Origin of the sequence: Streptococcus mitis (assembly GCF_023109235.1) — a bacterium.
Taxonomy (GTDB): Bacteria; Bacillota; Bacilli; order Lactobacillales; family Streptococcaceae; genus Streptococcus; species Streptococcus mitis_DA.
Window position 1 is genome coordinate 236,591 of the sequence record NZ_JALDUC010000001.1, and the last position, 21,373, is coordinate 257,963.

The window sequence follows — 21,373 nt, forward strand, 5'->3', positions numbered from 1 at the left end:
ACATTAAATTATCTCGCTTCCTTTATTCTAATTTTTAAAGAAATTTGGAAATATTTTTTTAATAATTTAGGTAATATTTTTGTACAGCTGACATTATAAAATATAGAGTTAAGACAATCGATTTTATGGAGATATCTATTATGCAAAAATTATTTTCATTAGATGGAAAAGTGGTTAGAATTTTAACTTTTTTGACAGATTTAATTATTTTAAATACTCTATTTATTGTTAGTTGTATTCCAATAGTTACAATTGGAGCATCACTAACTTCTCTTACGACAATGTGGTATCGTATTTTAAAAGGTAAAGATACCGATATTGCTTATCATTATTTTCGGATCTTTAGACAAAATTTTAAACAATCAACTTTTATTTGGTTGTTTATCCTCCTAATAGAATTACTTTTATATGTGAACTATTGTCTTTGGGGCTATTCAAGTTTACTTTCAGAGTATAGTTTATTGTTAGTGTTGCCCTTTTTATTTGTTATAATACTTTTTATGAGTGTTGTTTATCCCTATATTGGTCTATTTAAAGATAATCTAAAAAATAGTATTGTAAATAGCGTATTAATTTGTATTTTAAATCCAATACAAGCTATTATTTTGGTTTTATTTAATATTTCTGTACTGTATATGAGTTTCAGTAGTCCAGAACGGGTTTTAACAGCTATTTACGTATTTACATTTGGGGGATTTGCTTTTTGCGGATTGATGAATGTAATGATAACGAATAAAATGTTTGATAAAGTAAAGCAATTTACTAAAAGGAGGGAAACAAATTGAAAATTTTTAAGGGAGAGTTTTATCGAATTTCTGTATTAACAGATAAGCTAGTAAGGTTAGAATACTCTAAAACTGGGAGTTTTGAGGATAGAACTACACAACTTATCTATAATAGAGATTTTGGCGAAGTTTCGTTAGATTCTATTGAGACATCAAACGTACTAGATATTATGACGAACTATTTTCATTTGCACTTTAATAAAGGAGAATTTAACGCCGAAAATTTATTTATAGAATTAAAAGGAAATTTTGCCGTATATGGTAGTCGCTGGTATTTTGGTGAATCTATTGAAACGTTAAAAGGAACAGCTCGAACTCTGGATGAGGCAGATGGAGCAATCCAATTAGAAGATGGAATTATTAGTCGAAGTGGTATTGCCTTATTGGATGATTCTCAAGGATTTATTTGGGATGAACAATCTGGTTATATTGAGAGAGAAAACCAAATTGACCTGTATTTCTTTGCCTATGGGCATGATTATAGAGGAGCAATCAGAGACTTTTACCATTTGACTGGCTCAACACCTTTGTTACCAAGATATGCTTTAGGTAATTGGTGGAGTAGGTATTGGCCTTATACGTCGGATGAATATTTGAATTTAATAGATAGATTTAAAACAGAGAAAATTCCATTATCTATCGGTGTTTTAGATATGGATTGGCATATAACTGACATTCCAGCCCGTTTTGGAAGTGGCTGGACAGGATATAGTTGGAATAGAAACTTAATACCAAATCCAGAACAGTTATTGCAAGAACTTCATGATAGAAAGTTAAAACTTTCCTTAAATGTCCATCCTGCTGATGGTATACGGGCTTATGAAGAAGCTTATCCTCAAGTCGCAAAACGATTGGGGTTAAATGTAGAACTAGAAGAACCTGCTATTTTTGATTTTTTTAATCCATCTTTTAGAGAATCCTACTTTAAAGATGTTCATTATGAGCTAGAAAAGCAGGGAGTAGATTTTTGGTGGATTGACTGGCAACAAGGGACACAAGGTATGTTGGATCCACTATGGCTTTTAAACCATTATCACTATCAGGATAGTTGTAAAAATGAAGAAGGTGGCTTGATTTTATCAAGATATGCAGGTCCTGGAAGCCACCGCTATCCTGTTGGTTTTTCAGGTGACACCATTATTAGTTGGAATTCGTTAAGATTTCAACCTTATTTTACAGCGACAGCATCTAATATCGGTTATAGTTGGTGGAGTCATGATATCGGTGGACACATGTTGGGGGATTATGACGAAGAGTTACAAACTAGATGGCTACAGTTTGGTGTTTTTAGTCCGATTACTCGATTACATAGTTCTAGAAGTCCCTTTAATAGTAAAGAACCTTGGTTTTTTTCAGAAACAACATCTAAGATTATGAAGAAATACCTTCGTTTGAGACATCAGATGATTCCATATCTATACACTATGAATGTAAAGACACATGAAGAAGGTGCCCCATTAATTAGTCCAATGTATTATTTCTACCCAGAGAATGATGAGAGCTATAATGTTCCAAATCAATACTTTTTTGGAACAGAACTGATGGTGGCTCCCATTGTAGAAAAGATGGATTTGGCATTCCAATCTGCAAAAGTGGATGTATGGTTCCCTGAAGGTGAATGGTATGACTTCTTTTCAGAGAAAAAATATACAGGTGGTGTGAAGTTAAGTGTTTATAGAGACATTTCGACGATACCTGTGTTTGCAAAAAGTGGTGCAATCATTCCCTTGGTTGGTTCTGAGATAGGTATGGGTGTTGATTTACCTGAAGTTATAGATTGGTATGTATTCCCAGGCAAACAACATTCTTTTGAAATGATTGAAGATCAAAATGGTCAAAGATATAAAACAAGATTATCGATTGATTGGGAAAAGGGAATGGTAGAGTTAGCATTACAAGGAGCTTCTAGTATCGTTCCAAGTAATAGAAGACATAGAATTCATTTTAAAGGAACGAATGTGTCTATAATTGAATTAGCAAATAAGAATGATACAGCTAGATTTGAATGCAAAGATAATAAAATGCCATCTCTAAATGATGAAGTTTTTAGACTACTAAAGACGGCTTCTCTTCCATATGAATTAAAAGATAGATTGTTAAATCAATTCATCAATGCGAAAAACTCTCATGAGTTAATGAATATATTGCATCATCAAGATGAGGAATTGAGAGGGCGTTTGTTGGAAATGATATTTACTAGCGAAAACTAATTGAGACATTTCGTACACAATTTTTATTATTTAATGTGTAGTAGTTTTACATCTCTATACTTATGGACTTGTATTGCACTAGATACGAGCTTGGTATAGGGGTGTTTTTGTTTACTGGAGAGGAAAGGATAAGTATGTTTCAAGGTTTGAAATATTTTTTAAACTAAACAAGAGCAAATTTTTAAAGGTGATTGTTCAAAGTAACTTCCACTTGCCTGACCGAAGTGGAAGTTAGTCTGAAATGGATTTTTATGGTGGAATTAAGTATGAGACGTGTGATTTTTTCAGAAAATTTTCTAAAACAAACAGGATTTGTTTGACATTTATTTGAAAATTCTGTAAAATGAATTATTATATCGTTCAAGGAGAATATATATGGAAAAACAGAAAACATTTTTTGGACATCCTATGGGCTTGTCCACCCTCTTCTTTACAGAGATGTGGGAACGCTTTTCTTACTATGGAATGCGAGCTATCCTACTTTACTATATGTACTATAGTGTGCAAGATGGTGGATTGGGAATGGATAAGACCACGGCTGCATCGGTTATGGCGATTTATGGCTCGCTGGTATTTTTGTCCTCGGTTGTCGGTGGTTTTGTCAGTGACCGTATTTTAGGAAGCCGTAAGACTGTCTTTTACGGTGGGATTCTGATTATGCTAGGACATATTGCTTTGGCAACACCTTTTGGACAAGTAGCTCTCTATCTTTCTATTGCCTTGATTATCTTTGGAACTGGATTTTTAAAACCCAATATCTCAGATATGGTTGGGGGAATTTATGAGAAAGAAGATGATAGACGAGATGCAGGTTTTAGTATCTTTGTCTTTGGGATTAACTTAGGTGCCTTTGTTGCCCCTTATCTAGTGGGTTATCTAGGTCAGGAAGTCAATTTCCATCTAGGTTTCTCATTAGCTGCCATTGGAATGTTCTTTGGCCTGGTGAAGTATGTTTTGGATGGGAAGAAATACCTGCCTGAATCAAGCCTTTACCCCACTGATCCACTTTCACAGAAGGAGCAGCAGATCTTGATTAAACGTTTGCTGATTGCACTTGTCGTGATTATTCTCGTGGTTATAGGTTTAGTCTTTACTCACCAGTTTAATGTGGATATGATTGTTAATATCTTTACAGTGATTGCTGTAATTATTCCAATCTACTATTTCTTCAAAATTTTATCTAGTCAGAAAATAACTGCTACTGAGAGATCCCGAGTATTTGCCTACATTCCTTTATTTATCGCTGGAGTACTCTTCTGGTCTATTGAGGAGCAGGGGTCTGTTGTTCTCGCTCTATTTGCGGATGATCAAACTCGACTTTACTTTAATGTATTTGGGAATCAGATTCATTTCCCATCTAGCTTTTTCCAAAGTATCAATCCACTTTTCATTATGATTTATGTGCCGATTTTTGCGTGGTTGTGGGGGAAAATGGGTAAAAAGCAACCATCCTCTTCTAAGAAATTTGCTTACGGTTTATTTGCGGCAGGTTTATCCTTCTTGTGGATGATGTTACCAGGGATGCTCTTTGGGACAGATGTTAAGGTCAGTCCTCTCTGGTTGATTATGAGTTGGGCTATTGTGATTGTAGGGGAAATGTTGATTTCGCCGATTGGTCTATCAGTCACTACAAAGTTAGCACCAAAATCCTTCCAAGCACAAATGATGTCTATCTGGTTCTTGAGTAATGCAGCTGCCCAAGCTATTAATGCTCAAATTGTAAAATTTTATACAAGCGAAACTGAAGTTGCTTACTATGGAATTGTTGGAGGAATTACGATTGTATTCAGTATTATCTTACTCTTCTACGTTCCACGTATTGAAAAACTAATGTCTGGTATCAAATAGAGAAAAACTGGAATTTCTGTAGGGATTCTAAAAGTTAGATCAATTATTTATTCAAAGGATTTAGTTCTGTATTGTGTAGGGCTAGGTCCTTTTAGTTTGATTAATACTCTTCGAAAATCTCTTCAAACCGCGTCAACGTCGCCTTGCCGTACTCAAGTACAGCCTGCAGCTAGTTTCCTAGTTTGCTCTTTGATTTTCATTGAGTATAAAACTCACGATGTTTCTGATATTCCTAGTAGACATTTGTTCACTTTTTTTATATAATAAAACTAAACCATATTGGTTGAGTTTTAAAAATCTGAATTCAAGCATCGATTAGTCTTTCTAAGGGAGATAATGTCTATTAAAGTATCATAATAGGAGGTGAAGTATGTATCAGCCAGAAAAATTAAAGGCTCGGAGGAAAGAGTTAAAACTGACACAGAGGGAAATTGCAGAGCAACTTGGGATTAGTTTCCAGGCTTACTCAGCTTGGGAACGTGGAATCAAAGAACCGTCTAAGGAGAAGGTAGCTCAGCTAGAGAACATTTTAAAAGTACCCAAAGGATATTTTACTCAGATCGAGATTGTCCGTCTCTACCATAGCCTCTCCAAGCAAGGGCAGGAGAAGGTTGTTCTCTATGCTCGCAACCTATCTCAAGAGGAGCAAGCCCACAAAGTGACAGCTATGCCAGAGCGCCTCTACGAGTACCGTGTTTATGAACGCATGTCAGCAGGGATTGGGGCTTCGGTCTACGATGATCAGAATTTTGATACGGTTTACTTTAATGAGGAGTTGGCTCATGATTTTGCGTCATGGGTGTCTGGGGACTCCATGGAACCTAAATACCAAAATGGTTCAGTAGCTCTGATTCGAGAGACAGGATTTGACTATGACGGGGCGGTTTATGCAGTGGTTTGCAACAACCAGACCTATATCAAACGGGTCTATCGAGAGGAGAATGGATTGCGTCTGGTCTCTATCAATCCTAAATACAAGGATATTTTCATCTCCTATGAGGAAGATCCTCGGATTGTGGGGATTATCGTTGGGAACTTTGTGCCGATGGAGGGCTAGCCAATGGGCTACTTTGATTATTCCAGAGAGCCCAAAAGTGACATTGCCTTTGTCGATATGAAATCCTTTTATGCCAGTGTTGAGTGTGTGAAAAGAGGATTGCATCCGCTGAAAACCTCGCTTTGTGTCATGAGTCGCGCGGATAATTCAACTGGTCTTATCCTAGCCTCCTCTCCCATGTTTAAGAAGATTTTTGGCCAGTCAAATGTTGGTCGGGCCTATGATTTGCCTTTTGATATCAAAACGCGAAAATTTTCCTATTACAATGCTCGAAAGCAAGGGCTACCGACTGACTCGGACTATGTTCGCTACATCGAAGATTGGGCTCAAGTGACCTTGATTGTCCCTCCTCGAATGGACGAGTACATTGCAGTCAATATGGAAATCCAGCGAATCTTTCAAAACTATGGCAGTCCAGATGATATTTATCCTTACTCTATCGATGAGGGCTTTATTGACCTGACTAGTTCGCTCAACTATTTTATCCCAGATAAGAGTCTCTCTCGCAAAGACAAGCTGGATATGCTTTCTGCTCGTATTCAGAGGGATATTTGGAGGCAGACAGGGATCTACTCTACAGTAGGTATGTCAAATGCCAATCCCTTACTGGCCAAGTTGGCTCTGGATAATGAAGCCAAGCACACTCCGACCATGAGGGCCAACTGGTCTTACCAGGATGTGGAAGAGAAGGTCTGGTTCATTCCCAAGATGACCGACTTTTGGGGAATTGGCAGGCGGATGGAGAAACGCTTGCATGCTCTGGGGATTTTTTCCATCAAGGAATTGGCAACCAGCAATCCTGACCAGCTAAAAAAAGCTCTGGGTCAGGCTGGCCTGCGTTTGTGGTTTCATGCTAACGGGATTGATGAGAGTAATGTTCATAAACCCTATAAAGCCAAGTCCCAAGGTTTGGGAAATTCTCAAATCTTGCCGAGAGACTACGTGAAGTTACGGGATATTGAAATTATTCTCCGAGAAATGGCGGAGCAGGTGGCTATTAGATTGAGAAGGTCTGGCAAGAAAACAACCCTTGTCTCTATCTATGTCGGTTTCTCTAAACAGGAGGTTAGGCCGTCTATTCACACACAAATGAAGGTCGAACCGACCAATAATACAGCTATCTTAACGGATTATGTTTTGAACTTATTTCATAACAAATACACTTCTGGGGCGGTCAGAAGTGTCGGAGTCAACTATTCAGGATTTGTAGACGAGTCCTTTGGTTTGATCTCCCTCTTTGATGATGTTGACAAGTTAGAAAAAGAAGAAAGGCTCCAGACGGCTATTGACTCCATTCGGGAACAATTTGGTTTCACTTCCCTTTTAAGAGCCAATGCACTGGAAGAAGCCTCTAGGAGTCTTGCTAGAAGCAAGCTGATTGAGGGACATTCTGCTGGAGGATTAGATGGATTAAAATGATTGATCGTTCTTATTTACCCTTTCAATCTGCGCGAGATTATCAAGATCCAGGTATGCAGAAGTGGATGGGATTTTACCTCTCAGAACACACCAGTTCGCTCAGTGAAGAAAACAACCGTGTTGATTTTTCGATAGATTTGGACCCAGTTGAGAAACTACATTTACTTTCTCAGCTTTATGTTGGCCAACTTAGGGGAAGTTTTGTGCTAAAGGAAAAGAAGCAGAAAACCACTATCATCGGTGTGGTGAGAGAGTTATCGCCTCAGACTCTATCTATTAGGACAAACGAGGGATATAGGTTGATAGATGTTGCAGATATCCTAGAAATTCGATTGTGGGAGGAGGGAGTTTATGACTAGAAAAGAGCTGTATGAAAACAAACTGCAGATGGATTATTTTTCAGATAACTATATTCATTTTGAAGAGGATTTTCAAAAATACTCTGCCATGAACGTACCCTTGACTTTCTTGATTGATGACATCCTACGAACCATGGCGATGAATCAGAAAAACTACTTTGTCTTAAACAAGGAAAATGCCAAGGATGGGCGGGAGCATAGCTTTTATTTTAGGGTGGTAACGGAAAAAGCGTGTCCTAGAAATAGGACCTATACATACTCAGGAGTCAAGAATAGCAGTCAGTAGTGCCTTGTCTGTATGAATGTATCATTTTTACAACACTTCATGATTCATATCATGGGGTGTTTTTCTATTTAAGTTAAAGCCCATCAAAAAATTTCACTATTCATTAGGCTAAAGGAAACCTAATCATAGTGAGATTGTGAATTATAGTAGTTTTTGTATCGCCTCTTCAATTTGTTTTGGGTCTGTTTTTGAAGAGAAGCGTTCAAAAACCTGCCCATCACGACCGATGAGAAACTTAGCGAAATTCCATTCGACTCGTTTTCCCAGCGGGCCAGATTTCTGGTCTTTCAACCAAACATAGAGGGGATCTGCCTCCTTACCGTTGACCTTGATCTTGGCAAAACGTGGGAAGGTGGTTTGATAATGTAGGCTACAGAAGCTGTTGATTTCTTCTGCGCTGCCTGGTGCTTGTCCCATAAACTGATTGCAAGGGAAGTCTAAAATCTCAAAACCTTGGTCTTGATAGCGGTCGTAGAGTTCTTGGAGACCTTGGTACTGGGGCGTTAAACCGCATCCAGTAGCAGTATTGACAACCAAGAGAACCTTACCACGATAGGCATCTAGTGGAGTTTCTTGCTTGTCTTGGTTCAAGACTGAAAAATCGTATAGTGAAGTCATTGCTTGCTTTTCTCCTTCTGTTTGGTATTTTTAGGAGTTTTCTCCTCCTGTAGTGATAGAAATCCGTAGGTCAGGGTTCCAAAAATGCTTCCGATAATCAGGCTATACATCAGGAAAGGAATACTTTTATCGAATTGCATGAGCAACTTTCCAAAATCTGAAAGGGACATCTGTTGAACGAAGACTTTATGAAAGATGAGTAAGGTAAAGAAGCCAATCTGAATACCGATAAACACAATCCAGCTTCGGAATTTGATTTGGGCTTTGCTGTAGGTTTTGAGGATGATTTCTGATTTGTCATCCTTTTCAAGATGAAGCTCTTGGACGGCTTTTTGAGCTTTTATACTCATGAACAAAATGAGTCCAAAATAGATGTAGGGCATAACATTTCGAACAATTTCTATAAAGCTTCCGAACAAAATATAGAATAGGAAGAGAATGAAGGAAGAGTAAAAGATTTGGATCATGGAACGGGCGCAAGCCTTGTAGATAACCTCTTGACGGCATTCATCAAAAGGCCCTTGGATATGAAAGAAATTTCGAAGTAAGCGAGTTGTTAAGTCTTCTTTTTTCATGGGTGATTTCTCCTAAATGAACGATGTTATTTTGTTTCTTTTACGAATTGATAGAGATAATAAAGATAAGTAATAGAAGAAAGGATGGCGATAGTTAGCAGTATATAATATTTCCAATTGCTTGAAATGAGCGTCAGCTGTGGTAAGGATAGAATCATAAAGCATAGTGCTAGGTTGAGTATGCGCGTTTTTTGGGAATCTATCTTTAGATAAGTCAATCCTTTGTTGAGTGCTGGAACAAAGACTGGAAGGAGGACTATATCGTAGATTGGCAAGTTCCCTGAAACGATGATGAAGATGAGCAGTGAAGCAAACAAAAGATGATAGGTAAGTATAGTTACTAGTGATTTCATAGGGCACCTCCTAATCCTCATCTTGCTCTTTTTTAGTTTTTGCAATGCGACGGGAAATGAGGAACTGTATGCTTGCTCCGAAGAAGATAGAACCGAGAATGCTTGATACACCATTTCTTATAGTGAGGAGAGAATGAAAATAGTCCGGACTTTCACCTATGAGTATACTGAGAAGAGGAGTTATAAAAAACATCCATAGACCAAAGAACAAACCTGCTTTAAGACCTGGGTAATGTAGTTGCTTACTTTCTTTCTCACTCAGCATATCTGGATCAATAGCTGTAATTCCTGTTTTTTGCATTTGGTAGGTGAGATATCCAGCAACGATGAGGGCAATCACTAAAATTAGAGGAGGATAGATTAGAGCCACTTCTTGAGGGTATTTATAGGCCAGAAGGAGTGGAATAAGATTTCCGAAAATCATCAGATAAAAGAGGATGATAAAGACTTGGTTACCGATACGATCGGCCTCAAGCCGTTTGTATTCATCAAGGGGACCAGAAATACCGTATGTGCGTTTGATCAGTTTTTCAGTGAAGGTTTCTTTTTTCATGAGTTTGCTCCTTTTAAAAAATCATCCTCCCAAAAGAGACTATTGAGGTCAGTTTGAAGGCTGCGAGCGAGATTGAGACAGAGTTCCAGGGTTGGATTGTACTTGTCGTTCTCAATCATATTGATGGTCTGTCTCGAGACACCGATATCCTTGGCGAGTTCGAGCTGGGAAATGCCCAGTTCCTTGCGAAATTCTTTCACACGATTCATCTGGACTCCTTTCTGATTTGTGTCGTATATATTTGACTATATTATATTCTTCTATGGCGCGAATGTCAAGCATATTTGACATATTTCTTAAAGAAATCTTACTTGTTTTTGACCTATTTGTCTGACTAGTGCAAGCTAGTCAGATTTGTGGTAAAATAGATAAGATATGACAAAAGAATTTCATCATGTAACGGTCTTACTCCACGAAACGGTTGATATGCTCGACGTAAAGCCTGACGGTATCTATGTTGATGCGACTTTGGGTGGAGCAGGCCATAGCGAATATTTATTAAGTAAATTAAGTGAAAAAGGCCATCTCTATGCCTTTGACCAAGACCAGAATGCCATTAACAATGCGCAAAAACGCTTGGCTTCCTACATTGAGAAGGGGATGGTGACTTTTATCAAGGATAACTTCCGTCATTTACAGGCACGTTTGCGCGAAGCTGGTGTTCAGGAAATTGATGGAATTTGTTATGACTTGGGAGTGTCTAGTCCTCAATTGGACCAGCGTGAACGTGGTTTTTCTTATAAAAAGGATGCGCCACTGGACATGCGGATGAATCAGGAAGCTAGTCTGACAGCCTATGAAGTGGTGAACCACTATGACTATCATGACTTGGTTCGTATTTTCTTCAAGTATGGTGAGGATAAATTCTCTAAACAGATTGCGCGTAAGATCGAACAAGCACGTGAAGTCAAGCCAATCGAGACAACGACTGAGTTAGCAGAAATTATCAAGTCGGCCAAACCTGCCAAGGAGCTCAAGAAGAAGGGCCATCCTGCCAAGCAGATTTTCCAGGCTATTCGAATTGAAGTCAATGATGAACTGGGAGCGGCAGATGAATCCATCCAGCAGGCTATGGAGATGTTGGCTCTAGATGGTAGAATTTCAGTGATTACCTTTCATTCCTTGGAAGACCGCTTGACCAAGCAATTGTTCAAGGAAGCTTCAACGGTTGAAGTTCCAAAAGGCTTGCCTTTCATCCCAGATGATCTCAAGCCCAAGATGGAATTGGTATCCCGTAAGCCAATCTTGCCAAGTGCAGAGGAGTTAGAAGCCAACAACCGTTCGCATTCAGCCAAGTTGCGCGTGGCCAGAAAAATTCACAAGTAAGAGGAAAAAATGGTAGATAAGAAAGAAACAACCAGTCAATTCTTGCAGAATCGTATAAAAAAATTCTCACGTGTGGAGAAGGCTTTTTATCTTTCCATCGCTTTTACGGCACTCGTTTTAGCAGTGAGCATTATCTTTATGCAGACACGACTCTTGCAAGTGCAAAGTGATTTGACAAAAATCAATGCGCAGATAGAGGAGAAGAAGACAGAGCTGGACGATGCCAAGCAGGAAGTGAATGAATTGATTCGTTCAGAGCGCTTGAAAGAAATTGCAGATAAAAAAGATTTGAAATTGAATAATGAAAACATCCGAACAGCGGAGTAAGATATGAAATGGACAGAAAAAATAACCCGATTTGCGGTAAAAAATCGTAAATCTCCAGCAGAAAACCGTAGGATAGTTGGCAAGTACCTCAGCTTTTTAGCTGTTGCCCTTTTCGGCCTCTTTTTGGCCAATTTTGCTTATATTATCGCAAAAGGTAATATATTTGGTACTGACTTGGTAAAAGAGGCTAAAAAGGTTCACCAAACAACCCGAACAGTTCCTGCCAAACGTGGGACTATCTATGACCGAAATGGAGTGCCTATTGCTGAAGATGCGACTTCCTATAACGTCTATGCTGTTATTGATAAAAAATACAAGTCAGCAACTGGAAAAATTCTTTATGTAGAGGATTCGCAGTTTAATAAGGTAGCTGAAGTCTTCCATAAGTATTTAGACATGGATGAAGCTTATGTGAAAGAGCAATTAGCTCAACCAAATCTGACTCAGGTTTCCTTTGGTGCAAAAGGAAATGGGATTACCTATGCCAATATGATGGCGATTAAAAAAGATTTAAAAGATGCTAGTGTGGAAGGGATTGACTTTACAACGAGCCCTAACAGAAGCTATCCAAATGGCCAATTTGCTTCTAGTTTTATTGGCTTAGCCCAACTTCATGAAAATGAAGATGGCAGCAAGAGTTTATTAGGAACTTCTGGTTTGGAGAGTTCTTTGAATACCATTCTTGCTGGGACAAACGGAATTATTACCTATGAAAAAGACCGTGTAGGAAATATCGTACCGGGTACAGAACAGGTAGCGCAGCAGACTGTAGATGGCAAGGATGTTTATACAACATTGTCTAGCCCGCTCCAATCTTTCATGGAAACCCAGATGGATGCCTTTCTAGAAAAAGTAAAAGGTAAGTACATGACTGCGACCTTGGTCAGTGCCAAGACCGGTGAAATCCTTGCTACCACTCAACGACCGACCTTTAATGCAGATACTAAAGAAGGAATCACTAAGGACTTTGTTTGGCGTGATATCCTTTATCAAAGTAACTATGAACCAGGTTCAACTATGAAGGTTATGACGCTAGCGGCTTCTATTGACAACAATACCTTCCCAGGTGGAGAATACTTCAATAGCAGTGAATTAAAAATAGCAGATGCGACGATTCGAGATTGGGACGTTAATGAAGGTTTGACCGGTGGTGGTATGATGACATTTTCTCAAGGGTTTGCTCACTCAAGTAATATTGGGATGACACTTCTTGAGCAGAAAATGGGGGATGCTACTTGGTTGGATTATCTAAACCGCTTTAAATTTGGGGTTCCAACTCGTTTTGGTTTGACAGATGAATATGCAGGCCAACTTCCAGCTGACAATATTGTTAATATTGCTCAGAGTTCATTTGGACAAGGGATTTCAGTAACTCAGACGCAAATGATTCGTGCCTTTACAGCCATTGCCAATGATGGCGTCATGCTAGAGCCTAAATTTATTACGGCCTTGTATGATCCAAATGATCAGACCGCTCGTAAATCTCAAAAAGAGATTGTAGGAAATCCAGTTTCGAAAGATGCAGCAAGTCAAACTCGGACTCACATGGTCTTAGTAGGAACAGATCCAGTTTATGGAACCATGTATAACCATAGCACAGGCAAGGCAACCGTCAATGTTCCAGGTCAAAATGTGGCCCTCAAGTCTGGCACGGCTCAAATCGCTGACGAGAAAAATGGAGGCTACTTGGTTGGTTCTACCAACTACATTTTCTCGGTTGTGGCTATGAACCCTGCTGAAAATCCTGATTTTATCTTGTATGTAACGGTTCAACAGCCTGAACATTATTCAGGTATCCAATTGGGAGAATTTGCCAACCCAATTCTTGAAAGAGCTTCAGCTATGAAAGAATCTCTCAATCTTCAATCTCCAGCTAAGAATTTAGATCAAGTGACTACAGAGTCTTCTTATGCAATGCCTAGCATCAAGGATATTTCACCCGGTGATTTGGCGGAAGCCTTACGCCGAAATATTGTGCAACCAATCGTTGTAGGTACTGGAACAAAGATTAAAGAGACTTCTGTAGAAGAAGGGACCAATCTTGCACCAAACCAACAAGTTCTCCTTTTATCGGATAAGGTAGAAGAAATTCCAGACATGTATGGCTGGAAAAAAGAGACTGCTGAGACCTTTGCTAAATGGTTGGATATTGAACTGGAATTTGAAGGTTCAGGTTCCGTCGTTCAGAAGCAGGATGTTCGGACTAATACAGCTATCAAAAACATTAAAAAAATTAAATTAACTTTAGGAGACTAATATGTTTATTTCTATCAGTGCTGGAATTGTGACATTTTTACTAACTTTAGTAGGAATTCCGGCCTTTATCCAATTTTATAGAAAGGCGCAAATTACAGGCCAGCAGATGCATGAGGATGTCAAACAGCACCAGGCAAAAGCTGGGACTCCTACAATGGGAGGTTTGGTTTTCTTAATTGCTTCTGTTTTAGTTGCTTTCTTTTTCGCCCTATTTAGTAATCAACTCAGCAATAATGTTGGTATGATTTTATTTATCTTGGTTCTCTATGGTTTAATCGGATTTTTAGATGACTTCCTCAAGGTCTTCCGAAAAATCAATGAGGGGCTAAATCCCAAGCAGAAATTGGCTCTTCAGCTTCTAGGTGGTGTCATTTTCTACCTTTTCTATGAGCGTGGTGGCGATATGCTTTCTGTCTTTGGCTACCAAGTGCATCTAGGGATTTTCTATATTGTCTTCGCTCTTTTCTGGCTAGTCGGTTTTTCAAACGCAGTAAACTTGACAGACGGTATTGACGGTTTAGCTAGCATTTCCGTTGTGATTAGTTTGTCTGCCTATGGAGTTATTGCCTATATGCAAGGTCAGATGGATATCCTTCTAGTGATTCTTGCCATGATTGGTGGTTTGCTTGGTTTCTTTGTCTTTAACCATAAGCCTGCTAAGGTCTTTATGGGAGATGTGGGAAGTTTGGCTCTCGGTGGAATGCTGGCAGCTATTTCAATGGCTCTCCACCAAGAATGGACTCTCTTGATTATCGGAATTATTTATGTCTTTGAAACAACTTCGGTCATGATGCAAGTCGGCTATTTCAAAATGACTGGTGGAAAACGTATTTTCCGTATGACGCCTGTGCATCACCATTTTGAACTTGGAGGATTGTCTGGTAAAGGAAATCCTTGGAGCGAGTGGAAGGTTGACTTCTTCTTTTGGGGAGTGGGGCTTCTAGCAAGTCTCCTGACCCTAGCAATTTTGTATTTGATGTAAGAATGGCACCCTGATGTTTCAGGGTGTTTTTGCTTTTTAAAAAATATTGGTCAATTAAAGTCAAATCCCTTGACCTTTTTTGACTAATGTAGTATATTATGAACGTAAGGTAAATGAAAGCCTTACTAGAACACTTATTTAAAGTAAAATAGAAAGAGGTGGGGTCTATGTTTAATCTAGAAATCTTTAGAAGTAAAGATAGTCTACTCCTGCTTGAAAAAGAAAAACCAGAAATAGTACGTAGAGTAGCGATTTAGCTAGTCTAAATTTTTTAAGATAAAGGTCAAAGATAGTCAATATCAGTAATCATAACTAAGTAAATAAAAAGAGGTAAAGAATATGAACAACAACTTTAATAATTTTAACAACATGGATGATTTATTTAACCAATTGATGGGTGGTATGCGAGGATATAGTTCTGAAAATCGCCGTTACTTGATTAATGGACGTGAAGTCACACCTGAGGAATTTGCTCACTATCGTGCAACTGGTCAATTGCCAGGAAATGCAGAAACTGATGGACAAATGAAACAACAGTCTTCAGGTATGAAACAAGATGGTGTCCTTGCTAAACTGGGTCGAAACTTGACTGCAGAAGCGCGTGAGGGCAAGTTGGATCCTGTCATCGGACGAAACAAGGAAATTCAAGAAACATCTGAAATCCTTTCACGCCGTACCAAGAATAATCCTGTTTTAGTAGGAGACGCAGGTGTTGGTAAGACAGCAGTTGTCGAAGGCTTAGCACAAGCTATTGTGAATGGTGATGTTCCAGCTGCTATTAAGAATAAGGAAATTATTTCCATTGATATCTCAGGACTTGAGGCTGGGACTCAATACCGCGGTAGTTTTGAAGAAAACATTCAAAACTTGGTAAACGAAGTCAAAGAAGCTGGAAATATTATCCTTTTCTTCGACGAAATTCACCAAATTCTTGGTGCTGGTAGCACAGGTGATGGTCAAGGGTCTAAAGGTCTTGCTGATATCTTGAAACCAGCTCTTTCACGTGGAGAATTGACAGTGATTGGCGCAACTACTCAAGATGAATACCGTAATACTATCTTGAAAAATGCAGCCCTTGCTCGTCGTTTCAACGAAGTGAAGGTTAATGCTCCATCTGCTGAAGATACTTTCAAGATTCTTCAAGGTATTCGAGATCTTTATCAACAACACCACAATGTTATTTTGCCAGATGAAGTCTTAAAAGCTGCCGTTGATTACTCTGTTCAATATATTCCACAACGTAGCTTGCCAGATAAGGCTATCGACCTTGTCGATGTTACGGCGGCTCACTTGGCAGCTCAGCATCCAGTAACAGATGTTCATGCTGTTGAACGTGAAATTGAGGCAGAAAAAGACAAGCAAGAAAAAGCAGTTGAGGCAGAAGATTTTGAAGCAGCTCTAAACTATAAAACACGCATTGCAGAATTGGAAAAGAAAATCGAAAACCATACAGAAGATATGAAAGTGACTGCAAGTGTCAACGATGTGGCTGAATCTGTAGAACGTATGACGGGTATTCCAGTATCTCAAATGGGGGCTACGGACATCGAACGTTTGAAAGATATGGGTCATCGTTTGCAGACGAAAGTTATTGGTCAAGATAAGGCCGTTGAAGCAGTAGCAAAAGCTATCCGTCGTAACCGTGCTGGTTTTGATGAAGGTAACCGTCCAATTGGTAGCTTCCTCTTTGTAGGTCCTACTGGTGTTGGTAAGACTGAGTTGGCTAAACAATTGGCTCTTGATATGTTCGGAACGAAAGATGCTATCATCCGTTTGGACATGTCAGAATACAGCGACCGCACATCCGTATCTAAATTGATTGGTACAACTGCAGGTTATGTTGGTTACGATGACAACAACAATACCTTGACAGAACGCGTCCGTCGCAATCCATACTCAATCGTCCTTCTCGACGAAATTGAAAAGGCTGACCCTCAAGTCATCACCCTTCTCCTTCAAGTTTTGGACGATGGTCGTTTGACAGATGGTCAAGGTAACACTGTCAACTTCAAGAATACGGTGATTATCGCAACTTCAAACGCAGGCTTTGGTTACGAAGCTAACTTGACAGAAGATGCTGATAAACCAGAATTGATGGATCGTTTGAAACCTTACTTCCGTCCAGAATTCCTTAACCGTTTCAATGCTGTCATCGAATTCTCACACTTGAGCAAAGAAGATCTTTCTAAGATTGTAGACCTTATGTTGGTTGAAGTTAACAAGACGCTTTCTAAGAAAGACATTGACTTGGCAGTGAGCGAAGCTGCTAAAGAATACATGACTGAGGAAGGCTACGATGAAGTCATGGGTGTTCGTCCACTCCGTCGTGTGGTTGAACAACAAATCCGTGACAAAGTCACAGATTTCCACTTGGATAACCTTGATGCTAAACACCTAGAAGCTGATATGGAAGATGGTGTTTTGGTCATTCGTGAAAAAGCCTAAGACAGAATTTTGAGCATAAAAAAGAAGGAGCCAGCTGAAAAACTGGTTCCTTTTTTGTGTTTAGATGACATGGCGTTCAAAGGCATCATCTGAAATCCCTTGTTCCAAGATGAGCTTTGCCCATTCTTTAGCAGAAAAGAGGCTGTGATCCTTGTAGTTTCCGCAAGATTCGATGGTTGTTCCAGGGACATCTTCCCAAGTGGTAGTTTCAGCGATTTCTTTCAGCGAATCCTTGATAACTGCTGCAATCTCAGCGCTAGTATGACGTCCCCACATAATCATGTGGAAACCTGTACGGCAACCAAATGGTGAACAGTCAATCATACCGTCAATGCGGGTGCGGATGAGTTTTGCCAAGAGGTGCTCAATAGTGTGAAGACCAGCGGTAGGGATAGAGTCTTCATTTGGTTGCACCAAGCGAATGTCATAATTGGAGATGATGTCTCCTTTTGGTCCTGTTTCTTCCCCAATCAAGCGAACATAGGGTGCTTTAACAATAGTGTGGTCAAGTTCAAAACTTTCAACAATAACTTCTTTTGACATGGTAAATCCTTTCAGTTTTCTTCTTTCATTATAACATAAAGCTGGCTCTTGAGACAGAGAGAAAACCTCTCCGAGGGTGGAGAGGTTCAAATCGTTACTTGCGATACAAGCGGTCGTATTGGTAGTATGGGTCAAAGGTTACATTGATACCCAATTTACGAAGGACATTCTTGTCTTCATCTGTCAAGATGATGGTTGAGTGAGCTTCGCTTCCTTTGAGGTTACCAAGTTCTTCCATAGCGCGGGCAGCGTCGGGATTTTCCGTAGCTGTGATAGCAAGTGCAATCAGGATTTCATTTGAATGAAGGCGCGGATTGCGGCTACCCAGATGATCGATTTTAAGACCTTGGATCGGTTTGACGACTTCAGGCTCGATTAGTTTTACTTCTTTAGCGATGTCAGCTGATTTCTTGATGGCGTTGATAAGAGCAGCGGCTGTAGGGCCAAAGAGCTCTGAGTTCTTACCAGTAACAATTTCCCCAGTTGGCAATTCAAGGGCTAGGGCTGGTCCGCCAGTTTCTTCTGCTTTTTGACGCGCAACGACAGCAACCTCACGGTCTGCTGGTGTGATACCGAGGTCATTCATAAGCAACTCGATTTTCTTGACAGCAGCTTCGCCAACTTTTTCGGCTTTAAAATCAAGAACAGTTTGATAGTAGCGACGGATGATTTCTTGTTTAGAAGCTTCGACAGCAGCTTCATCATCTGTAATAGCGAAACCAACCATGTTGACACCCATATCTGTCGGAGAAGCGTATGGAGACTCTCCTAGGATACGTTCCAACATGCGCTTGAGCACTGGAAAAATTTCGATATCACGGTTGTAGTTGACAGTGGTTTCTCCATAGGTTTGGAGATGGAAGGGGTCGATCATGTTGACATCATCAAGGTCTGCTGTGGCAGCCTCGTAGGCCAAGTTGACCGGGTGATGAAGGGGAAGATTCCAAACTGGGAAGGTTTCAAATTTAGCGTAGCCAGACTTGATACCATTGATTTGGTCGTGGTACATATTGGACATACAGGTTGCCAATTTTCCAGAACCAGGTCCAGGAGCGGTTACGACAATCAAGTTGCGACTGGTTTTGATGTAGTCATTTTTTCCCATGCCTTCTGGAGAAATGATGTGATCCATATCCGTCGGATATCCTTTGATTGGATAATGAAGATAAGAATCAATTCCGTTTTTCTCAAGCTGGTTTCGGAAGGCATCTGCAGCTGGTTGACCAGCGTACTGTGTGATAACAACGGAGCCAACAAAAATTCCCAATTCATTGAATTTATCAATCAAACGAAGAACTTCTTGGTCATAAGAAATGCCCAAGTCACCACGTGCTTTGGAATGTTCGATGTTGTTAGCATTAATGGCAATTACAACCTCGACTTGCTCTTTCAATTCTTGTAAGAGCTTGATTTTGTTGTCAGGCTCATAACCAGGAAGAACACGAGCAGCGTGAAAATCTTCTAACATTTTGCCACCAAACTCCAAGTAGAGCTTGCCGTCAAATTGGTTAATGCGCTCCAAAATGTGGTCGCGCTGTAGATTCAAATATTGTTCAGAACTAAAAGCTTGTTTTTTCATTTTTTTACCTCTGACCTCTATTATAATAAAAAAATGGAAGTTAGGAAACTATGGAGTTAAAAAAGGAATCAAAAAGATTAGGCAAACGCTTGCATAAAAATCTGAAAAGCGCTATCATAGACTGTAGATTATTAAAATAATGAGGTAAGAAGATGCAAGAAAAATGGTGGCACAATGCCGTAGTCTATCAAGTTTATCCTAAGAGCTTTATGGATAGCAACGGAGATGGAATTGGCGATTTGCCAGGAATTACCAGTAAGTTAGACTATCTAGCCAAGTTAGGAATTACAGCGATTTGGCTTTCTCCAGTTTATGACAGCCCTATGGATGATAATGGCTATGATATTGCTGATTATCAAGCGATTGCAACGATTTTTGGAACCATGGAGGATATGGACCAACTGATTGCGGAAGCTAAGAAGCGTGATATTCGTATCATCATGGACTTGGTGGTCAATCATACCTCAGATGAACATGCATGGTTTGTCGAGGCCTGTGAAAATCCTGACAGCCCTGAGCGAGACTACTATATCTGGCGCGATGAACCCAACGACCTAGATTCTATCTTTAGTGGATCTGCTTGGGAATATGATGAAAAGTCAGGTCAATACTATCTCCACTTTTTCAGTAAGAAACAGCCGGATCTTAACTGGGAAAATGAAAAACTTCGTCAGAAAATTTATGAGATGATGAACTTCTGGATTGATAAAGGCATTGGTGGTTTCCGCATGGATGTCATTGACATGATTGGGAAAATTCCTGATGAGAAAGTAGTCAATAATGGTCCTATGCTTCACCCCTATCTCAAGGAGATGAATCAGGCCACCTTTGGAGATAAGAATCTCTTGACAGTAGGGGAAACCTGGGGAGCAACGCCAGAGATTGCCAAGCTCTACTCTAATCCAAAGGGGCAAGAATTGTCTATGGTCTTCCATTTTGAACATATTGGTCTTCAGTATCAGGAAGGTCAGCCTAAGTGGCACTATCAAAAAGAACTGAATATTCCTAAGTTAAAAGAAATCTTCAACAAATGGCAGACAGAGTTAGGCGTTGAGGACGGCTGGAATTCACTCTTTTGGAACAATCATGACCTCCCTCGTATCGTCTCAATCTGGGGAAATGACCATGAATATCGAGAAAAATCTGCCAAAGCCTTTGCTATCTTGCTTCATCTCATGAGAGGAACTCCTTATATCTACCAAGGTGAGGAAATTGGGATGACCAACTATCCGTTTGAAACACTGGACCAAGTAGAAGATATTGAATCCCTCAACTATGCGCGTGAGGCTATTGAAAAAGGCGTTCCGATGGAAGAAATCATGGACAGTATTCGTGTCATTGGACGTGATAATGCCCGTACGCCTATGCAATGGGACGAGAGCAAAAACGCTGGTTTCTCAACAGGTCAACCTTGGTTGGCAGTAAATCCAAACTATCAAGCAATCAACGTTCAAGAAGCGCTGGCAAATCCAGATTCTATTTTCTATACTTATCAGAAACTGGTCAAAATTCGTAAGGAAAACAGCTGGCTGATTCGAGCTGACTTTGAACTATTGGAAACAGCTGACAAGGTCTTTGCTTATATCCGTAAAGATGGTGACCGTCGATTCCTAGTCGTAGCTAACTTGTCCAATGCAGAACAAGACTTGACCGTAGAAGGAAATGTTAAATCAGTTTTGATTGAAAACACTTTTGCTCAAGAAGTTTTTGAAAAACAAAGCTTGGCTCCATGGGATGCTTTCTGTGTGGAATTGCTATAAACATTTTTTACAGAAAAATCTAAAATTGAAATCGTATAAAAACAAGGGAGGAGTGTATGAAAGGCATAAATCCTTTGTTTTTTTATGGCTAA

Annotated in this window: 20 protein-coding genes; 13 read left to right on the plus strand and 7 right to left on the minus strand. The window is 39.6% G+C overall.

Annotated features, from left to right (window positions below):
• The first annotated feature begins 140 nt into the window (after positions 1-140).
• The 7 genes from M1F55_RS01180 (at position 141) to M1F55_RS01210 (ending at position 7,964) form a co-directional block, all read left to right on the plus strand.
• Complete coding sequence (locus tag M1F55_RS01180) at positions 141-785, plus strand: DUF624 domain-containing protein (protein ID WP_227325534.1); 645 nt, start codon at positions 141-143, stop codon at positions 783-785.
• On the plus strand, positions 782-2,995 hold the full coding sequence (locus tag M1F55_RS01185) for a glycoside hydrolase family 31 protein (protein ID WP_247947088.1): 2,214 nt from the start codon (positions 782-784) through the stop codon (positions 2,993-2,995). Before M1F55_RS01180 ends, M1F55_RS01185 begins: the two co-directional genes overlap by 4 nt.
• A 375-nt stretch (positions 2,996-3,370) precedes the next feature.
• Complete coding sequence (locus tag M1F55_RS01190; RefSeq protein WP_247947089.1) at positions 3,371-4,843, plus strand: peptide MFS transporter; 1,473 nt, start codon at positions 3,371-3,373, stop codon at positions 4,841-4,843.
• A gap of 370 nt (positions 4,844-5,213) precedes the next feature.
• The gene (locus M1F55_RS01195) at positions 5,214-5,900 is read left to right on the plus strand and encodes an XRE family transcriptional regulator (protein WP_247947090.1); all 687 of its coding nucleotides are present in this window, start codon (positions 5,214-5,216) and stop codon (positions 5,898-5,900) included.
• Positions 5,901-5,903: 3 nt separating this feature from the next.
• Entirely contained in the window at positions 5,904-7,319 is a 1,416-nt protein-coding gene (locus tag M1F55_RS01200; protein WP_247947091.1) for a Y-family DNA polymerase, read from the plus strand.
• Entirely contained in the window at positions 7,316-7,678 is a 363-nt protein-coding gene (locus M1F55_RS01205; protein WP_247947092.1) for a hypothetical protein, read from the plus strand. The genes M1F55_RS01200 and M1F55_RS01205 overlap by 4 nt, the downstream gene beginning before the upstream one ends.
• On the plus strand, positions 7,671-7,964 hold the full coding sequence (locus M1F55_RS01210) for a DUF5960 family protein (protein WP_000196991.1): 294 nt from the start codon (positions 7,671-7,673) through the stop codon (positions 7,962-7,964). The genes M1F55_RS01205 and M1F55_RS01210 overlap by 8 nt, the downstream gene beginning before the upstream one ends.
• Positions 7,965-8,105: 141 nt before the next feature.
• On the opposite strand, the gene M1F55_RS01215 is transcribed toward M1F55_RS01210, so the two are convergent.
• The 5 genes from M1F55_RS01215 to M1F55_RS01235 are packed head-to-tail and all read right to left on the minus strand — an operon-like array spanning position 8,106 to position 10,272.
• On the minus strand, positions 8,106-8,582 hold the full coding sequence (locus tag M1F55_RS01215) for a glutathione peroxidase (protein ID WP_247947093.1): 477 nt from the start codon (positions 8,580-8,582) through the stop codon (positions 8,106-8,108).
• Entirely contained in the window at positions 8,579-9,157 is a 579-nt protein-coding gene (locus tag M1F55_RS01220; RefSeq protein WP_000711238.1) for a DUF3278 domain-containing protein, read from the minus strand. The genes M1F55_RS01215 and M1F55_RS01220 overlap by 4 nt, the downstream gene beginning before the upstream one ends.
• A gap of 26 nt (positions 9,158-9,183) precedes the next feature.
• Complete coding sequence (locus M1F55_RS01225) at positions 9,184-9,510, minus strand: hypothetical protein (protein WP_247947094.1); 327 nt, start codon at positions 9,508-9,510, stop codon at positions 9,184-9,186.
• Between the two features lie 10 nt (positions 9,511-9,520).
• Positions 9,521-10,063, minus strand: coding sequence for a DUF3278 domain-containing protein (locus M1F55_RS01230; RefSeq protein ID WP_247947095.1), 543 nt, complete (start codon positions 10,061-10,063; stop codon positions 9,521-9,523).
• Positions 10,060-10,272 (minus strand): helix-turn-helix transcriptional regulator, encoded by a 213-nt coding sequence (locus M1F55_RS01235; protein ID WP_247947096.1) that lies wholly within the window; start codon positions 10,270-10,272, stop codon positions 10,060-10,062. The genes M1F55_RS01230 and M1F55_RS01235 overlap by 4 nt, the downstream gene beginning before the upstream one ends.
• Before the next feature lie 166 nt (positions 10,273-10,438).
• Here M1F55_RS01235 and rsmH point away from each other — a divergent pair, with 166 nt between their 5' ends.
• The 5 genes from rsmH (at position 10,439) to M1F55_RS01260 (ending at position 17,399) form a co-directional block, all read left to right on the plus strand.
• Entirely contained in the window at positions 10,439-11,389 is a 951-nt protein-coding gene (gene rsmH / locus M1F55_RS01240) for a 16S rRNA (cytosine(1402)-N(4))-methyltransferase RsmH (RefSeq protein ID WP_247947097.1), read from the plus strand.
• 9 nt (positions 11,390-11,398) lie between these two features.
• Complete coding sequence (gene ftsL / locus M1F55_RS01245) at positions 11,399-11,716, plus strand: cell division protein FtsL (RefSeq protein WP_000227824.1); 318 nt, start codon at positions 11,399-11,401, stop codon at positions 11,714-11,716.
• A 3-nt stretch (positions 11,717-11,719) separates the two neighbouring features.
• Positions 11,720-13,972 (plus strand): penicillin-binding protein PBP2X, encoded by a 2,253-nt coding sequence (gene pbp2x / locus M1F55_RS01250; protein WP_247947098.1) that lies wholly within the window; start codon positions 11,720-11,722, stop codon positions 13,970-13,972.
• A gap of 1 nt (position 13,973) precedes the next feature.
• Positions 13,974-14,954, plus strand: coding sequence for a phospho-N-acetylmuramoyl-pentapeptide-transferase (gene mraY / locus M1F55_RS01255; protein ID WP_247947099.1), 981 nt, complete (start codon positions 13,974-13,976; stop codon positions 14,952-14,954).
• A 339-nt stretch (positions 14,955-15,293) separates the two neighbouring features.
• A complete protein-coding gene (locus M1F55_RS01260; RefSeq protein ID WP_247947100.1) occupies positions 15,294-17,399 on the plus strand; it encodes an ATP-dependent Clp protease ATP-binding subunit in 2,106 nt (701 codons plus the stop codon).
• Positions 17,400-17,459: 60 nt separating this feature from the next.
• Here the strand turns inward: M1F55_RS01260 and M1F55_RS01265 are convergent, their stop codons facing one another.
• Both M1F55_RS01265 and M1F55_RS01270 read right to left on the minus strand, forming a co-directional pair.
• Positions 17,460-17,942 (minus strand): S-ribosylhomocysteine lyase, encoded by a 483-nt coding sequence (locus tag M1F55_RS01265; protein WP_000032547.1) that lies wholly within the window; start codon positions 17,940-17,942, stop codon positions 17,460-17,462.
• Between the two features lie 94 nt (positions 17,943-18,036).
• The gene (locus M1F55_RS01270) at positions 18,037-19,521 is read right to left on the minus strand and encodes a DUF1846 domain-containing protein (protein ID WP_247947101.1); all 1,485 of its coding nucleotides are present in this window, start codon (positions 19,519-19,521) and stop codon (positions 18,037-18,039) included.
• A gap of 152 nt (positions 19,522-19,673) precedes the next feature.
• Here M1F55_RS01270 and M1F55_RS01275 point away from each other — a divergent pair, with 152 nt between their 5' ends.
• Positions 19,674-21,281: a glycoside hydrolase family 13 protein gene (locus tag M1F55_RS01275; RefSeq protein WP_247947102.1), complete on the plus strand. Its 1,608-nt coding sequence runs from the start codon at positions 19,674-19,676 to the stop codon at positions 21,279-21,281.
• Positions 21,282-21,373: the final 92 nt, after the last annotated feature.

Coding starts and splice junctions, on each gene's coding strand:
- M1F55_RS01190 (WP_247947089.1), top strand. CDS start 3,371: ATGGAAAAACAGAAAACATTTTTTGGACATCCTATGGGCTTGTCCACC.
- ftsL (WP_000227824.1), top strand. CDS start 11,399: ATGGTAGATAAGAAAGAAACAACCAGTCAATTCTTGCAGAATCGTATA.
- M1F55_RS01230 (WP_247947095.1), bottom strand. CDS start 10,063: ATGAAAAAAGAAACCTTCACTGAAAAACTGATCAAACGCACATACGGT.
- mraY (WP_247947099.1), top strand. CDS start 13,974: ATGTTTATTTCTATCAGTGCTGGAATTGTGACATTTTTACTAACTTTA.
- M1F55_RS01260 (WP_247947100.1), top strand. CDS start 15,294: ATGAACAACAACTTTAATAATTTTAACAACATGGATGATTTATTTAAC.
- rsmH (WP_247947097.1), top strand. CDS start 10,439: ATGACAAAAGAATTTCATCATGTAACGGTCTTACTCCACGAAACGGTT.
- M1F55_RS01270 (WP_247947101.1), bottom strand. CDS start 19,521: ATGAAAAAACAAGCTTTTAGTTCTGAACAATATTTGAATCTACAGCGC.
- M1F55_RS01210 (WP_000196991.1), top strand. CDS start 7,671: ATGACTAGAAAAGAGCTGTATGAAAACAAACTGCAGATGGATTATTTT.
- M1F55_RS01205 (WP_247947092.1), top strand. CDS start 7,316: ATGATTGATCGTTCTTATTTACCCTTTCAATCTGCGCGAGATTATCAA.
- M1F55_RS01225 (WP_247947094.1), bottom strand. CDS start 9,510: ATGAAATCACTAGTAACTATACTTACCTATCATCTTTTGTTTGCTTCA.
- pbp2x (WP_247947098.1), top strand. CDS start 11,720: ATGAAATGGACAGAAAAAATAACCCGATTTGCGGTAAAAAATCGTAAA.
- M1F55_RS01215 (WP_247947093.1), bottom strand. CDS start 8,582: ATGACTTCACTATACGATTTTTCAGTCTTGAACCAAGACAAGCAAGAA.
- M1F55_RS01275 (WP_247947102.1), top strand. CDS start 19,674: ATGCAAGAAAAATGGTGGCACAATGCCGTAGTCTATCAAGTTTATCCT.
- M1F55_RS01265 (WP_000032547.1), bottom strand. CDS start 17,942: ATGTCAAAAGAAGTTATTGTTGAAAGTTTTGAACTTGACCACACTATT.
- M1F55_RS01200 (WP_247947091.1), top strand. CDS start 5,904: ATGGGCTACTTTGATTATTCCAGAGAGCCCAAAAGTGACATTGCCTTT.
- M1F55_RS01195 (WP_247947090.1), top strand. CDS start 5,214: ATGTATCAGCCAGAAAAATTAAAGGCTCGGAGGAAAGAGTTAAAACTG.
- M1F55_RS01180 (WP_227325534.1), top strand. CDS start 141: ATGCAAAAATTATTTTCATTAGATGGAAAAGTGGTTAGAATTTTAACT.
- M1F55_RS01235 (WP_247947096.1), bottom strand. CDS start 10,272: ATGAATCGTGTGAAAGAATTTCGCAAGGAACTGGGCATTTCCCAGCTC.
- M1F55_RS01220 (WP_000711238.1), bottom strand. CDS start 9,157: ATGAAAAAAGAAGACTTAACAACTCGCTTACTTCGAAATTTCTTTCAT.